This is a genomic window from Tritonibacter sp. AK171 (genome assembly GCF_030127025.1).
Taxonomy (GTDB): Bacteria; Pseudomonadota; Alphaproteobacteria; order Rhodobacterales; family Rhodobacteraceae; genus Epibacterium; species Epibacterium mobile.
Genome location: NZ_CP126134.1, coordinates 1,365,831 through 1,379,987 on the forward strand (window position 1 = coordinate 1,365,831; position 14,157 = coordinate 1,379,987).

Genomic DNA, 14,157 nt, shown 5'->3' on the forward strand with positions numbered 1-14,157 from the left:
AAAAAGCCCGGGCCTATGTCCCGGGCTTTTTCAGATCAGATGAGGGCCATTCGCTCGGCGCGTTCGGGATCGGGGAACGGTCGGTACAGTCCAAAATCGGACCGCGCAATCAGTGCGTTGACATTGGCATAGAGGCGCGCAACCTCCTCGTCGTGTTCACCCAGAATACGAAACGCTTGATCAAGCTGAGTCATATTCTCAAACTCAATCTCCAGCAGGAAATCCTTGCAGGTATCGTTTGCAAGGTTCAGCTTGCGCCGGAGCAGGCGCCAACCGGTGATCGCGCCGCGACCTTTCAGATATTCCATCCATTGCTCCACAGCGCTGGCAAAGGCCAAAGCCTTAGCTTCGTGTTGGAGGTCAATCTGACAATGGTAGAGATTCATGCGCCGCTTCTCCCGACTCAATACGCGGAAATCACGGTCAAGTTTGCGCCCAAAACATGAGCGAAGCGTAAACGAAAAACGCCGCCCCAAATCTGGAGCGGCGTTTTCGCGAGATTTTAGCGGTAAGAGATTATTCTTCCACAGTTTCTTCGTCGTCACCGTTGTCCGCAATCCAAGCGACCGAGACGACCTCTTCACCCTTACCGGTGTTGAAGATCCGCACGCCGCCCGCAGAACGAGACCGGAATGAGATGCCATCGACCGGCACACGGATCGACTGACCCTTAGATGTTGCGAGCATGATCTGGTCATCCAGCTCCACCGGGAAGGAGGCCACCAATGCGCCACCACGCATCGCTTTGTCCATCGCGGTGACACCCATTCCACCACGCCCGCGCACAGGGTAATCGTGACTGGACGAGAGCTTACCGGACCCGCCTGCAGTGATGGTAAGGATCAGGTTTTCCGCCGCAGACATCTCTGCAAAGAGCTCGGTGGAGAAGTTCGGATCTTCGACCGCATCCTCGTCAGAGGCATCCTCATCCGTGAGACCCGCCATGGCGCGGCGCATCTTGAGGTAAGCCGTCCGCTGCTCGGGCGTGTACTTGGAGTGGCGGATCACCGACATGGAGACAACCTCGTCACCATCGCCAAGCTTGATCCCGCGCACACCAACGGAATTGCGAGAGTTGAACACCCGCACCTCGGTTGTTGGGAAGCGGATCGCGCGCCCGGTATTGGTCACCAGCATGATGTCGTCATCTTCGGAACAGATGCGCGCATTGATCAGCTTGGTGCCCTCGTTATCGTCCTCAAACTTCATCGCGATCTTGCCGTTGCGCATGACATTCGTGAAGTCCGACAGACGGTTACGGCGCACAGTTCCTGCAGATGTGGCGAACATGATCTGCAGATCGTTCCACTCTTCCTCGGCGCGATCCACCGGCATGATGGCGGCGATGGACACCCCCGTGGGGATCGGCAGGATATTGACGATCGCCTTGCCCTTGGAGGTCCGGCCACCCTGCGGCAGGCGCCAGGTCTTGAGCTTGTAGACCATTCCATCCGTGGTGAAGAACAGAAGCTGCGTGTGGGTATTGGCCACGAAGAGCGTGGTGACCACGTCCTCTTCCTTGGTCTGCATGCCCGACAGCCCCTTGCCACCGCGTTTCTGGGCGCGGAAATCTGCTAGCGGGGTGCGTTTGATATAACCACCAGAGGTCACGGTCACCACCATGTCCTCGCGCTCGATCAGATCCTCGTCGTCCATGTCACCGGACCAGTCGACAATCTCGGTGCGACGGGGCACGGCAAAGCTGTTTCTGACCTCGGTCAGCTCATCGGCGATGATCCCCATGATGCGCTCACGAGAGGACAGGATTTCAAGGTATTCCTTGATCTTAGCTGCCAGTTCTTCAAGCTCATCGGTGACCTCTTTGACGCCCAGTTGGGTGAGGCGCTGCAACCGCAGCTCAAGGATCGCGCGGGCCTGAACTTCCGACAGGTTATAGGTACCGTCGTCGTTCATCGTATGGGTCGGATCATCGATCAGGCGAATATAGCCTGCGATGTCCGAGGCTGGCCAGCGGCGTGTCATCAGCTTTTGACGGGCTTCGGCAGCATCCGCAGAGGAGCGAATGGTGGCGACCACCTCGTCAACGTTGGAAACGGCAACCGCCAAACCACATAGGATGTGGCTGCGCTCGCGCGCCTTGCGCAGATTGTAGGCGGTGCGTCGCGCCACAACATCTTCGCGGAAGTCTATGAAAGACGTGAGGAATTTGCGCAAGGTCAGCTGTTCAGGACGGCCACCGTTCAGCGCCAGCATGTTGCAGCCGAAGGACGTTTGCATCGGCGTGAAACGATAAAGCTGGTTCAGCACGACCTCGGCGGTGGCATCGCGCTTCAGTTCGACAACAACACGCACGCCATTGCGGTCAGATTCGTCCTGCACATGAGAGACGCCTTCGATGCGTTTTTCGCGCACTTGTTCCGCGATCTTTTCGATCATGGACGCCTTGTTGACCTGATAAGGAATCTCATCAACAACAATAGCGTAGCGGTCTTTCCTAATCTCTTCGACACGGGTCTTCGCGCGAATGATAACGCTGCCGCGACCCTCAAGATAGGCCTTGCGCGCGCCAGAACGGCCCAGCATCACGCCACCGGTCGGAAAATCGGGACCCGGCACATAATCAATCAGTTGCTCAGACGTCAGATCCGGGTCTTCAATCAGGGCAAGGGTTGCATCCACCACTTCGCCAAGGTTGTGCGGCGGGATATTGGTGGCCATACCGACCGCAATACCACCGGCACCATTGACCAGCATGTTTGGAAAACGTGCCGGAAGAACAGTGGGTTCCTTGTCCTTGCCGTCGTAGTTGTCCTGGAAATCAACCGTTTCTTTTTCGATATCCGCGAGCATGAAGGCTGCGGGCTTATCCATTCGAACTTCGGTATAGCGCATGGCGGCAGGGTTATCGCCGTCCATAGAGCCGAAGTTGCCCTGACCATCCAGAAGCGGCAGCGACATGGAGAAATCCTGCGCCATCCGCACCAAGGCATCGTAGATCGCACTGTCACCGTGGGGGTGGTATTTACCCATCACGTCGCCGACGGGACGGGCCGACTTGCGGTAGGCCTTGTCGTGGCTGTTGCCGGTCTCATGCATGGCATAGAGAATCCGGCGGTGCACCGGCTTCAGACCATCCCGAAGGTCGGGAATGGCACGGCTGACAATAACCGACATCGCATAATCGAGGTACGAATTGCGCATCTCGGATTCGATGGAAACCGTCGGACCATCATAAGACGGGCGCGCTGGCAGGTTTTCATCAGGGTTTTCAGGAGTTTCCGGCGTATCGCTCACGTTGGCTGCCCGCTTCTCTTTTGGATCTATATGTTGTGGGGTCACCATATCAGACCGCGCATATACCGTGCAAGCAAGCAGCCCCGCAAACCTTAGCAGCAATGGCGCTTATCTGCTAACAATATGATTTATATGAAAATTTACCTGTCTTCCGTAGGCTGGTTACATCAACCCTTTTTCGGAGGATGTAAATGGAACCATCTGAAACGGAACTGATGCTCAAAGGTTACGGCCTGACCACGGCTGAATTCACTTATCACATGCCTGACTATACACATGTCCTCAACACGTTTGTCTGGCAGGATTATGATCTGGCACCGGATCATCCGCGACTGTTTTCCTTCATAGATTTCTGGAAACAGGAAATCGAAGGTCCGCTGCATCATGTCCGCTTTTCGCATCGTAAAATGATGTCGAGCGGGGAATGGCGTAACGTGGTGGGCGAATTCTATATCAACTGAGCCGGCATGGCGGCACTTGGCCTTCGGGTTGAGCTATGACACTGTTTTGTTCAGAATGTCACATCAGCAATGATGTCACCTCAGAATTCAGGAGCAGTGTCATGAATTTCAACGAATATCCGGATAGAGAGATGCTCTCGATCTCGGTGGCCAATCGTATTGCCGGGGATCTGAAAAATCATCTGCTGCGCAATGGGCGCGCGGCAATCGCCGTTGCGGGTGGCACCACGCCGGGTCCGATTTTTGATGACCTTTGCGCGGCTGAATTGGATTGGGGCAATGTCTGCGTCATGGCCTCGGACGAGCGCTGGGTGCCCGAAGACAGCGATCGCTCCAACGCCAAGCTGATCCGCAGCCGGTTGTTGACCAATCGCGCGGCTGAGGCGCAATTCCTGCCGTTTTATACAGACGGGCTGGAGCCGGATGACGCCATCGAAAGCCTATCGGAAAAAGTGCGCGGGCAGGGTGGTCTTGCGGTTGCGCTCTTGGGCATGGGGACGGATATGCACACCGCCTCGCTGTTTCCCGGCGTCGCCGGGCTTGAGCACGCCCTAGCTGCTGATGCGCCGGAAGTCGCTGTGATGCGCCCAGATAGCCAACCCGAGGCGCGTATCACGCTCTCGGCGCATGTTCTGGATGCGGCAATGGCGAAACATCTGGTGATCTTTGGGGCAGAGAAACGCGAGGCACTCGAGCGCGCACAGAGCCTGCCACCGGAAGAGGCACCTATTCAGGCTGTTTTGTCAGAATGTCAGGTTCACTGGGCGGAATAAGTCACGCCGCACCAAGGCGCGCGGAGGCGATCAGCTTGCCTCTGTTGCCCCATCCAATGTGACAAACTGCTGTCGCAGGCTTTCCGGGATCGGGTAGCCTGCGCTACCGTCTGCAGATCTGAACACCATTACACCGACCATGCTGGCGCGCAAATCTCCAGACCAGATTTGCTGCTCCAGAATATACGAGGTCCGTCTGAAGGACAGCACCCGTGCGGTGGTCACGTAAGTTTCCCCCAGAACCATCTCACGCACATAATGGATATCGGCATTGCGGACCACGTGACGCGGTTCATCACCGTTGAAATGATGGCGGAAATGGCTGTTGTAGTAGTTCACCCGCAACGCCTCGAACCAGTCGAGGTAGGCCTTGTTGTTCACATGCTGAAGAATGTCGATTTCAGAGAAACGAACACGATCCGCCATGGCCATGGGCACGGCTGCGGGCAACCCTTGGGCAAGTTGTTCATCGGCGGTGAGCGGTGTGAGAAAGCGTGGTTCCATAAGATAGGGGACTACGGAGAACCATACAAAGGCGCAACCCATTTCGGCACCAATGCGACGCAGCGATCATGTGAAATTTAGCGGAGTGGAGCGGGTGAAGGGAATCGAACCCTCGTCGTCAGCTTGGGAAGCTGCTGCTCTACCATTGAGCTACACCCGCGACATGCGCTCAGTATCACTGTCTGCAGAACAACGGCAAGCGTTTTGAGCAAAGCCAGAGCAATTTTTCTGCCTTTATTCAGAGGAATACTATGATCACTGAGGGGGGATCGGTTTGCACGCCCGATGAGTGGCATGATCCGCGCAAAAGCACTTTACATTCTCGGGCGAGGCTGACAAATACGCTCTCACTGCGGGTGTGGCGGAATTGGTAGACGCACCAGATTTAGGTTCTGGCGCCGCAAGGCGTGGGGGTTCAAGTCCCTTCACCCGCACCAAACTCCCTTAAGACCAAAAACCTCGCCTATATGGGACCTGCGAAAGTATGCGCCGAAGTGGTTGCAGACTTTTGTCGCTCGATTTTCTGCGGCAAGAAGGGGGAGCGCGCACTTGGTGCTCGGCGTCCTTACAAATTCCTTAATGCGCCTTCTGGAAACTTGACAGGGTTGGGTGCATCCTGCTTATTGCCCAACGTTCTGGTCCGGCTGGAGAAGTCTTCACCCGGTTAAAAGGGAACACGGTGTGGTGTAGCCAACAGGCACCAAATCCGTGACTGCCCCCGCAACTGTAAGCGGAGAGCGATGTCGCAACAGACCACTGCCCCAGAGGGGCGGGAAGGCGCGACAAAGCCTCGACCCGCGAGTCAGGAGACCTGCCCGAACAATCACCCAGTCCGGGCGCGGGGCGTGCCAAGGACTTCGGATGTTCCGATGCGGTGGTATTTTCACCGTTTGCGGGAGCCTCTGCGTTTCCTCGAACTCAAGATAGACAAAGAAGCCGCATACATGCGGCGCGTTGACCTGTATGCGCAGGTCATAAGGGTTTTGGGACAATGAGAACGACAGCTACCTCTTTCTTTGCGATCTGCGCGGTTGTTGCAGCCGGGAACGCCAAAGCACAGGACAATCCTGTGATCGACCTTCAGCCAATTATCGTGTCCGGAGGATTTACCCCGATGGAACTGCAACGGTACGGCCGTTCGGCCAGCGTCCTGACCGCGCGGGACATCGAGGAACGCGGCATTACATCCGTGCAAAACGCACTTCGCTCCATTCCCGGTCTCGCAGTAAATGGTTCCGGGGACAGCTTTACCCAGGTCCGTATACGCGGTGGCGAGGGCAACCATACGCTGATCCTGATCGACGGCATCGAAGCAACAGGTGGCGACGGGGAATACATCCTTACCGGGCTCGATACTGCCAATATCGAACGGATCGAGGTGCTGCGCGGGCCACAGTCAGTGTTTTATGGCTCCAACGCCTCTTCCGGGGTAATCAACATCATTACCAAGAAGGGCAATATCGGCCAGGAGTACGGCGGCAGTCTGGAACTCGGCGCAGATGGATGGCGGGCTTCGGCTCGAGCCTCCACGCGCACCGACCGCGGTGGCCTTTCCCTCAGTCTCGCCCATGACCAGGATGACGGCTACGATATCTCCGGCGATGGCGGCGAAGAGGATGGCATCCGCCGCAGCACGCTGCAACTTTCCGGCGACTATCTCGTCACCCCTGAGCTGAAGCTCGGGTTCACCTTCCGCAAAGCCGATGAGGAATACGACAACGACAGCACGTCCTGGAGCGCGACTGACGCCGCTTCCTATGTCGTCGACGAAGCCGCCCCATACAGCGAGCGCGACGAGCGGCTGGGACAAGTCTTTGCCGAATACGAAATGCTCGGTGGCCGGATGAAGCATCGTCTTTCCTATGAACGCACCGATTACGACCAGTCCTACAATGGTGGAACCCCGACCGAGACCCAGACCACGGCCGCGAAATATCTCCTGAGCTATGCGATTGACGGCGGCCAGGTTGTCGATGCGAGCCATCTGCTGAACGCGATGCTGGAATGGGAAGAAGACACGAGCAGCTCCAATCCCGCCTATAACCGTGAGTCAAATTCCGTGGCGCGGGAGTATCGCGGCAGCTTCGGCAACGGGCTGGACATCCAGCTTGGGGCGCGGTTTGACGACAACAAGGTCTTTGATGATGCCACCACCTGGACCGCTAGTGCGTCCTATACCTTTGCCTCAGGCGTGCGGTTGCACGCTTCTGCCGGAACCGGGATCGTCAACCCATCCTATTTTGAACTTTATGCCAACGCAGATTACGGCACCTCGGTCTATCAGGGCAATCCGAACCTGAAGCCGGAGGAGAACCGCAGCTTTGACATCGGTGTCGAAGTGCCGGTGCTGCAGGGCCGTGGCGTGATCGATGTGACCTATTTCAACGAAACGCTCACAAACGAGATCGAGAGGTATTTTGTAGGCACCGATCCGGTGACCAGCGCCAGCATCTTTTCCTACCGCAATCAGGCAGGCGACAGCGACCGTCAGGGCGTAGAGGTGAGCGCGGAACTGGAAGCCACGGATGTGATCGATCTGCGTCTGGCCTATACCTATCTCGATGCGACGAACCCGAATGGATCGGTGGAAGTCCGTCGCCCCGAACACGAGGTTCTTTTGAGCGCGATCGTGCAAACCTTCGGTGGGCGTGGTTTGATCACGGCAGACCTGCGTCACGTGGCCGGGAACTACGACACCCAATACTGGGGCAGCTACGCAACGGTGGAGATGGACGCCTACACCACTGTCGACCTGGCAGCCCAGTATGAGCTGACGGAGAATGTGACCTTGACCGGACGAATCACCAATCTCTTTGACGAGGACTATTCCGATGTCTGGGGCTACGCAAAGCGTGGCCGGGCTGCCTACATCGGCCTCAAGGCATCGTTCTGATCCATGGGGCGGGCATTTGGTCTTCTGCTGGGCCTCATCTTTGGCGCAAGCGGCACTCTGGCCGATCCCGCCCGCGTGGTGTCGATGAATCTGTGCACGGATCAGCTGGCTATGATGGTGGCTGCCCCCGGCCAGCTGGTTTCCGTGTCCTATATTGCGCGCGACAAACGCGCCTCCGCCATGGCAGACGATGCCATGGCCTATCCTGTAAATCACGGACTGGCGGAGGAGATTTACCTCCTGAAACCAGATCTGGTGATTGCGGGCAGTTTTTCTACGCGTGCAACCACCGATATGCTGCGCCGCCTCGGTGTACCCGTTGTGGTGTTTGAGCCAGCGAATTCTTTGGAAGATGTCTCCGCGCGCCTGCGCCAGATGGGAGAGGTTCTGGGACGCACAGATACGGCTGACGCCTTGATTGCAGAGTATGAGACGCGGCTCAATCGACTTTTGCCAGCGGACGATAATCGCCCGCGCGCAGCACTCTATTCTGCCAATGGCTATACCTCTGGGCATATGTCGCTCGCGGGCCAGATCGTTGAGGCGGCGGGGCTTTATAATATTGCCCGAGACTACGGGTATGATTTTTCAGGCACGTTGCCGCTGGAACTGTTGGCGCTGTCTGATCCGGACTTGCTGGTCGGCACCCGACCTTATGCGCGTGCGTCGCGTTCTGAGGATGTGCTTGCCCATCCGGTGGTGCATTATTTTGCGGCACGCAGTCGTGCGGGTCAAATGCGCGATGGCGACTGGGTGTGCGGCACGCCGCATGTGTTGCGCGCTGTCGAGGCGCTCGTGAGTGCGCGCGAAGACCTCCAAGTAGGTCAAAATACAAAGGAAGTGTCCCAATGACGCGGCTCATGCTGTCGCTTAGCGCGCTGATTGTTCTGTTGTTTGGTGTCTCACTGACAGTAGGTCCGGCGGATGTGCGCCTTGGCGATAGCCTTCATGCCCTGTTTTCTGACGACTACGGTCCGCTTTCTCTGGTGATGCAGGAAATCCGACTGCCACGGTCGCTCTTGGCAGCCTTGATTGGCGGCGGTTTGGGGTTATGCGGCGCGGCGATGCAGGGGTATCTGCGCAACCCTCTGGCGGAGCCGGGGCTGATTGGGGTGTCCTCCTCTGCGGCCTTTGGTGCGGTGCTGGCAATCAACACCGGCATCGCGGCCAGTGCAACGCTGGGACTGCCGATAGCGGCACTCTCCGGTGCGCTTTTAGGTGTATTTCTGGTGATGACCTTGGCCGGACCACAAGGCGGATCGCTCACGCTGATCTTGGCGGGTATTGCAATATCGGCCATGGCAGGCGCGTTGACGTCGCTGGTTTTGAACCTTTCGCCCAATCCTTTTGCCGCTAATGAGATCGTGTTCTGGATGATGGGGTCGCTTGCAGATCGCTCCATGATACATGTGTTTTTGCTGCTGCCGTTCCTTACGGTCGGAGCTATTTTGGTGCTGTCACTTGGGCGCGGTTTAGACGCTCTGACGCTGGGCGAGGACGCAGCGGACAGCCTCGGCATCAACCTCAAGCGCCTGCGCCTGATCCTTGTCCTTGGGACAGCCAGTATTGTCGGCGGGGCGACAGCGGTGGCGGGAGCGATTGGGTTCATCGGTCTTGTGGTCCCGCATATTCTGCGCTCCTTGGTTGGGGGGCAGCCCTCGCGGCTCCTGTGGGCTTCGGCCCTCGGTGGCGCGGTGATGTTACAGATGGCGGATATCGCAGTGCGTGTCATCCTACCGGCGCGCGATTTGAAATTGGGCGTTGTTACGGCCTTGGTCGGCGCGCCCTTGTTTTTGCACTTGATTTACAAGACACGAAAGGAGCTGGCATGAGCCTTCTTTCTGTCCAGAACCTCTCGCTCACATTGCGTGGCCGCCCCGTGTTACGAGACGTGAATCTCGAGATTGGTAAGGGTGAATTTGTAGGGCTCATCGGCCCTAACGGCGCTGGTAAATCAAGCCTGATGCGGGCGGCGCTTGGTCTGGTGCAGGCCGAGGGGCGGAGTTCGCTGGCTCTGATGGGTTCAGGCAAGCGGGCCAAGGCAGCCGCTTGGATGCCGCAAGCGCGAGAGATCGCCTGGCCCATCCCGGTGGAACGCCTGGTCGCCCTTGGCCGTTTGCCGCATTTGCCCTCGGGCCGGGGCCTGCCGCCGCACGATCAGACGCTGGTGGATCGTGCCATTACGCATATGGGTTTGGACGCGATGCGCAAACGTGCGGCTTCGCGTCTCTCTGGAGGCGAGCAAGCGCGGGCACTGATTGCGCGGGCCTTAGCACAGGATACGCCTCTGTTAATGGCGGATGAACCTGCAGCAGGTCTGGACCCCGCGCATCAAATATCTACCATGGAGGTGTTTTCCGAACTGGCGCAAACGGGGCGGTCGGCCTTTGTGTCGCTGCATGACCTCAGTCTTGCGGCGCGCCATTGCACCCGCGTCCTGTTGATGGTCGAGGGGCGTATCATTGCTGATGGCCCGCCCGCCGAGGTATTAACGCAAGATTTGATGGCGCAGGCGTTTGGTATCTCCGTCTGGCATCAGCAAACAGATCAAGGACCGGTGTTCCAACCGCTGTCGGTGCTGAAGTGACCAGGGTTATATTGGACCGCCCTTGGCTGCGATTTGACCTTGGTCAGCCGCATCAGGTGCTGAGCTGGGCGGTCAACCGCCCCGGTATGGTGATGGCGCAACACATCCTGTGGCGCGAGGTACGCAATCGCGACCTTCCCAAAGATCTCGATGTGACGGAGTGGTTTGCCACCGATTTGCAGGCCCATAGCGCGCAAGATACCGTGGCATTTCTTACGTCTCGGGATGTGCGCCGCTACACACAGGTTCAGTCAGAGGTGGGCGGGATCACGGCCCATGCTGTGGCAACAGTTGGCCTCTCGAATGCGGAACGCATCGGGCATCGTATGGACTACAGCCGTCGCGATTGGGGAACGATCAATATTGCGGTGCAGGTCTCATGTGGTCTCACGCCGACCGCCCTGATCGAAGCGATGAGCATTGCGACCCAAGCCCGTACCGCCGCAGTGATGGATGCCAAGTTTGCGCTGCCAATGGGGGTTGCAACCGGAACTGGCACAGATTGCATCGCAGTTGCCGCACCAGAGGGGCAGGAGGCTTACGCAGGTCTTCACACCGCTCTGGGAGAGGTGATTGGGCATAGCGTTTACACCGCGATCCTCAAAGGGGCGCGGGAATGGATCAACGAACGACAGGAGGCGCAGCATGCCTGAATTGCACGAGACGTTAAAAGCAGCGTTGCAGGACGCTGAAACAGGCTGGAACATGGGGTCCTTTGGGGCCATTGCGGAATTTCACCATGTTGCCGGTGATTCAGCGCCCATCGCGAAAGAGGGGTTAGAGCAATTCACTGATCGAGGTGGCATCCGCATTGATCATTTGGAGGGCGTGCGCCCTGTCGCCTATGAGACGCTCTCGCCCAAACCCCATCGCTGGTCACAGGCGGTTGCGCTCTGCTTGCCCGAAGTCGAGGCGGCCATGTCGAGGCGCACAGTGTTGACGGACCTTGGACCCGACGAGGGGGCAATCCGCGAAGAAGATCGCGCGGCGCATCTCTTTGACATGGGGCTAGCGCAGCCGCAGGTGGATTTCTGCATTCGTACCGCAGATCCAGATCTGATCGCTCTGTTACAGGCAGAGGTAGGTCGGTCTCTATTTGAGCAAAACAACCCTGCCATGGGCGCTATTTTAAAGGCGCATCCACATCGCGTTGCGCTTACCCGGATTGGTCGGGTTGAGGTCTATCAGATGATCGGCGGGCCGGACACTGGGGGTAAATCGCCGGAAGGCCCCCATACCCATGTGCTTCCTAAACTCTTGCGCGCTGAGCGTACGCACTCGGCCAATACACCGATCCCCGAAGGCTGGGTTCCATGTGGTTATATGCATCCCGAAAACCCGGTGATTGGACGTTTGGGCGAAGACAAGGCGCTGAACCGGGCTGCCTATGACGCCTTTCAAACATTGCTTGGTGCGTGGGGAGCCGAACAATACATGGAAGGAAAAGCAGCCCTGACCCGCTGTATCGAGCGCAGCGTGCCAGCAGAGGACGCGATCGAACCCGGCACACGTGAAGGCCGTTCTGGATGGCGTAATGCATTGCGACAAATGCGTGTGGTCCAGGGGAAGACCGCGTTGTTGGAGACCTATGTGGCGCGCTTTGATCGCGACGGTGCATTTGCAGATGAGGAAAATCCCGGTCACTGACGCCGGTTATTTGTTGATCTGACTTCCCAAACGGTGCCCGTACTGACGTTGATCAGCACGGGCACCTTTTTCTTTGTGGAATTCGGCTGCCTCAATCACTTGGGGGCGTGATTAAGCAGGTATATGGTCCGGATGTTGTGTTTCATCCTGCTCAATGTCTGCCGATGTCAGGCCGCCAACGCTGTGAAGGCTCCAACCCCGGTTGCGGCGCGAAGTTGCGCGTGATCGCGGATTGCGATGCGGGAAGGAGATGCCAGCGATAGAATGCCGTCCCGCTCCAGCGTTTTGATCTGGCGGGAGACGGTTTCAGGCGTAAGTGCAGCGAGCGCACCGAGGTCCTGTCGGCTGAGGAAGAGCGAAATCGTTTCCGGGTGACCTTGTCTGCTGGAAAAAACCGAGATCAGCCCGGCCACGCGCTCCATTGCGGTCATACAGCCGCGCAGTTGATAAAGCGCCATCGCTTCGTTCAATCGCCGCTGCGTTTCTGTAACAAGGTTCAGCGCGAGCCGGGGGATTTGCCCTGCCAATGCTGGGAATTCATCTGCAGGGCAGATCCAGACCTCGGTATCACACAGCGCAGTCTCGGCAAATCGCGGCAAACGCGGGCCGGTGGGGCACAACAGGCCACCTGCAAACACCAGCCCGAGAAGGTTGGTTTCTGAGGCATTTGAGTTGGCATCTTCGCGCAGCGCCCCCTCAAGAACGATGCCAATATGGCCATGGCTGCGATCCATTGCTTGCAAAACCTCGCCCGCACTCAAGGTCTCGGCGGTAAAATAGCGGGTGACAAGGGTGAGTTCAGCCTCCGTCAACCCCTCAAAGAGCGGGTGATCCTGCCAGAGAGGTGCAGAATGCAACGCCGTCGGGCAAGCGGGCTCTACCGCGTCTCCAGCCCAAGGCAGAGCAGTTTGATGTGTCATGAAATGTCTCCGGAAATGGCCGGTCCGCTACATGCGAGCCGGGTTCAATCGATCAGGAGGCGGTGAGGTATGCTCCCTTCCGTCCTCGGTGAAAGCGCTAGGCGCTCAGACCGAGGGCGGTGGGGCACGACAAAGATGCGCGCGGCGGGTGGGGGCCAGACAGGAAATCTGATCCGTTTGCGAGGATAGAACCGCACTTTTAAAACCTTCCGAGAAAGGCGACGGTGTGGGCAGCGACCAATCCGGTGCGAAAAGGCTGACCTGCACACAATGCGGTGCGCCATGTTTGGAGTGGCGCTCCCCCTGCTGGGTTTCGGACGTTTCGGCAATGGTGCCATCTTCGCGCATCCAGACTTCGCGCGTGCCTTCGTCTGTGCAGAGCACTAGACGTATGCCCTCACCATTCTGCGCCGACACGCGCATCATGCCCACAGGCACGGTGCCTGCGAACACAAGTGCGGCCAACAATACGCACCGCAGAATTATGAGGGTATAGCGCACCAGCTATTCCCGTGGATCAGAGCGCGCTCATACGGCGGATCTTTTCCACCGCGCGGTCTGTCTCTTCCTGATAGCCGATGGGCTCGAAGAACCGTCCGTTTTGGTCGAACAGCAGGATGTTTGCCGAATGGTCCATCGTGTAGCCACCATCCTCAAGCGGCACCTTGCGTGCATAAATCCGAAACGCGCGGATGGCCTTGTCGATTTCTTCGCGCGATCCTGAAACGCCCTCAACGCCGGGGGCCCAGGTCACATAATCGCGCAGCTGATCAAGCTGGTCGCGCTCAGGGTCAACGGTGACAAAATAGACGCGGATTTGTTCCTCAGGACCCAGTTCATCTTGAAAGGCCGCAATATCGCCAAGACTTGTCGGGCAGACTTCCGGGCAATGGGTGAAGCCAAAAAAAACTGCCGTTGGGCCGTCCTTGAGGGTGTCTTCGGTAAAAACCGCACCAGAGGTTGTGGTTAAGCGATAGTCGCCCGGACCAATGCTATTGGCGAGACTGTCGTTCACTGTGGCGCTGCCCCAGCGGGACCAGGTAAAGGGGATGAGGGCCAGCAGCGCCAGCCCCCACAACACCCCGATCACCAGATATTTGCGTCGGATGGTGGTCAT

At 57.9% G+C, this 14,157-nt stretch carries 14 protein-coding genes, 2 tRNA genes and 1 riboswitch; of the genes, 9 read left to right on the forward strand and 7 right to left on the reverse strand.

Annotated elements, in window-relative coordinates:
- Positions 1-35: 35 nt before the first annotated feature.
- Together QNI81_RS06480 and gyrA are read right to left on the reverse strand one after the other, a co-directional pair.
- Positions 36-386, reverse strand: a complete 351-nt coding sequence (locus QNI81_RS06480) for a DUF6614 family protein (RefSeq protein ID WP_005615674.1) — start codon at positions 384-386, stop codon at positions 36-38.
- Positions 387-516: 130 nt separating this feature from the next.
- Positions 517-3,255, reverse strand: coding sequence for a DNA gyrase subunit A (gene gyrA, locus QNI81_RS06485; RefSeq protein WP_283967747.1), 2,739 nt, complete (start codon positions 3,253-3,255; stop codon positions 517-519).
- 191 nt (positions 3,256-3,446) lie between these two features.
- On the opposite strand from gyrA, the gene QNI81_RS06490 reads away from it, so the two are divergent.
- Both QNI81_RS06490 and pgl read left to right on the forward strand, forming a co-directional pair.
- Positions 3,447-3,716 carry an usg protein gene (locus QNI81_RS06490; RefSeq protein WP_005615669.1) on the forward strand — a complete coding sequence of 90 codons (270 nt, stop codon included), beginning with the start codon at positions 3,447-3,449 and terminating at the stop codon, positions 3,714-3,716.
- 101 nt (positions 3,717-3,817) lie between these two features.
- On the forward strand, positions 3,818-4,489 hold the full coding sequence (gene pgl / locus QNI81_RS06495; protein WP_065321851.1) for a 6-phosphogluconolactonase: 672 nt from the start codon (positions 3,818-3,820) through the stop codon (positions 4,487-4,489).
- Positions 4,490-4,519: 30 nt separating this feature from the next.
- Here pgl and QNI81_RS06500 read toward each other — a convergent pair whose 3' ends face one another.
- Complete coding sequence (locus QNI81_RS06500) at positions 4,520-4,993, reverse strand: acyl-CoA thioesterase (protein WP_009176870.1); 474 nt, start codon at positions 4,991-4,993, stop codon at positions 4,520-4,522.
- An 86-nt stretch (positions 4,994-5,079) separates the two neighbouring features.
- Positions 5,080-5,153, reverse strand: a tRNA-Gly gene (locus QNI81_RS06505).
- Between the two features lie 192 nt (positions 5,154-5,345).
- Between QNI81_RS06505 and QNI81_RS06510 the strand changes: the two genes are divergently transcribed.
- The 7 genes from QNI81_RS06510 (at position 5,346) to QNI81_RS06540 (ending at position 12,120) form a co-directional block, all read left to right on the forward strand.
- Positions 5,346-5,430 (forward strand) — tRNA-Leu (locus tag QNI81_RS06510).
- Positions 5,431-5,612: 182 nt separating this feature from the next.
- A riboswitch (cobalamin riboswitch) is annotated at positions 5,613-5,826 on the forward strand.
- Positions 5,827-5,984: 158 nt separating this feature from the next.
- Positions 5,985-7,886 (forward strand): TonB-dependent receptor plug domain-containing protein, encoded by a 1,902-nt coding sequence (locus QNI81_RS06515; RefSeq protein ID WP_283967748.1) that lies wholly within the window; start codon positions 5,985-5,987, stop codon positions 7,884-7,886.
- Between the two features lie 3 nt (positions 7,887-7,889).
- A complete protein-coding gene (locus QNI81_RS06520) occupies positions 7,890-8,738 on the forward strand; it encodes an ABC transporter substrate-binding protein (RefSeq protein WP_283967749.1) in 849 nt (282 codons plus the stop codon).
- The gene (locus tag QNI81_RS06525; RefSeq protein ID WP_283967750.1) at positions 8,735-9,718 is read left to right on the forward strand and encodes a FecCD family ABC transporter permease; all 984 of its coding nucleotides are present in this window, start codon (positions 8,735-8,737) and stop codon (positions 9,716-9,718) included. The genes QNI81_RS06520 and QNI81_RS06525 overlap by 4 nt, the downstream gene beginning before the upstream one ends.
- Positions 9,715-10,473, forward strand: coding sequence for an ABC transporter ATP-binding protein (locus QNI81_RS06530; protein ID WP_283967751.1), 759 nt, complete (start codon positions 9,715-9,717; stop codon positions 10,471-10,473). The genes QNI81_RS06525 and QNI81_RS06530 overlap by 4 nt, the downstream gene beginning before the upstream one ends.
- 11 nt (positions 10,474-10,484) lie before the next feature.
- Positions 10,485-11,126 carry an adenosylcobinamide amidohydrolase gene (locus tag QNI81_RS06535; RefSeq protein WP_283967752.1) on the forward strand — a complete coding sequence of 214 codons (642 nt, stop codon included), beginning with the start codon at positions 10,485-10,487 and terminating at the stop codon, positions 11,124-11,126.
- Positions 11,119-12,120 carry a DUF6925 family protein gene (locus tag QNI81_RS06540; RefSeq protein ID WP_283967753.1) on the forward strand — a complete coding sequence of 334 codons (1,002 nt, stop codon included), beginning with the start codon at positions 11,119-11,121 and terminating at the stop codon, positions 12,118-12,120. The genes QNI81_RS06535 and QNI81_RS06540 overlap by 8 nt, the downstream gene beginning before the upstream one ends.
- A 167-nt stretch (positions 12,121-12,287) precedes the next feature.
- Here the strand turns inward: QNI81_RS06540 and QNI81_RS06545 are convergent, their stop codons facing one another.
- The 3 genes from QNI81_RS06545 to QNI81_RS06555 form a co-directional block, all read right to left on the reverse strand.
- The gene (locus QNI81_RS06545) at positions 12,288-13,040 is read right to left on the reverse strand and encodes a Crp/Fnr family transcriptional regulator (RefSeq protein ID WP_283967754.1); all 753 of its coding nucleotides are present in this window, start codon (positions 13,038-13,040) and stop codon (positions 12,288-12,290) included.
- Positions 13,041-13,145: 105 nt separating this feature from the next.
- Positions 13,146-13,505 (reverse strand): hypothetical protein, encoded by a 360-nt coding sequence (locus QNI81_RS06550; protein ID WP_168577259.1) that lies wholly within the window; start codon positions 13,503-13,505, stop codon positions 13,146-13,148.
- Between the two features lie 52 nt (positions 13,506-13,557).
- On the reverse strand, positions 13,558-14,157 hold the full coding sequence (locus QNI81_RS06555; protein WP_081285235.1) for an SCO family protein: 600 nt from the start codon (positions 14,155-14,157) through the stop codon (positions 13,558-13,560).

What these genes read in the sequence shown, in the direction of transcription:
- QNI81_RS06480 (WP_005615674.1), bottom strand. Translation starts at nt 386, where the DNA reads ATGAATCTCTACCATTGTCAGATTGACCTCCAACACGAAGCTAAGGCT.
- QNI81_RS06540 (WP_283967753.1), top strand. Translation starts at nt 11,119, where the DNA reads ATGCCTGAATTGCACGAGACGTTAAAAGCAGCGTTGCAGGACGCTGAA.
- QNI81_RS06555 (WP_081285235.1), bottom strand. Translation starts at nt 14,157, where the DNA reads ATGACCACCATCCGACGCAAATATCTGGTGATCGGGGTGTTGTGGGGG.
- QNI81_RS06515 (WP_283967748.1), top strand. Translation starts at nt 5,985, where the DNA reads ATGAGAACGACAGCTACCTCTTTCTTTGCGATCTGCGCGGTTGTTGCA.
- QNI81_RS06520 (WP_283967749.1), top strand. Translation starts at nt 7,890, where the DNA reads ATGGGGCGGGCATTTGGTCTTCTGCTGGGCCTCATCTTTGGCGCAAGC.
- QNI81_RS06525 (WP_283967750.1), top strand. Translation starts at nt 8,735, where the DNA reads ATGACGCGGCTCATGCTGTCGCTTAGCGCGCTGATTGTTCTGTTGTTT.
- pgl (WP_065321851.1), top strand. Translation starts at nt 3,818, where the DNA reads ATGAATTTCAACGAATATCCGGATAGAGAGATGCTCTCGATCTCGGTG.
- QNI81_RS06500 (WP_009176870.1), bottom strand. Translation starts at nt 4,993, where the DNA reads ATGGAACCACGCTTTCTCACACCGCTCACCGCCGATGAACAACTTGCC.
- QNI81_RS06530 (WP_283967751.1), top strand. Translation starts at nt 9,715, where the DNA reads ATGAGCCTTCTTTCTGTCCAGAACCTCTCGCTCACATTGCGTGGCCGC.
- QNI81_RS06545 (WP_283967754.1), bottom strand. Translation starts at nt 13,040, where the DNA reads ATGACACATCAAACTGCTCTGCCTTGGGCTGGAGACGCGGTAGAGCCC.
- QNI81_RS06490 (WP_005615669.1), top strand. Translation starts at nt 3,447, where the DNA reads ATGGAACCATCTGAAACGGAACTGATGCTCAAAGGTTACGGCCTGACC.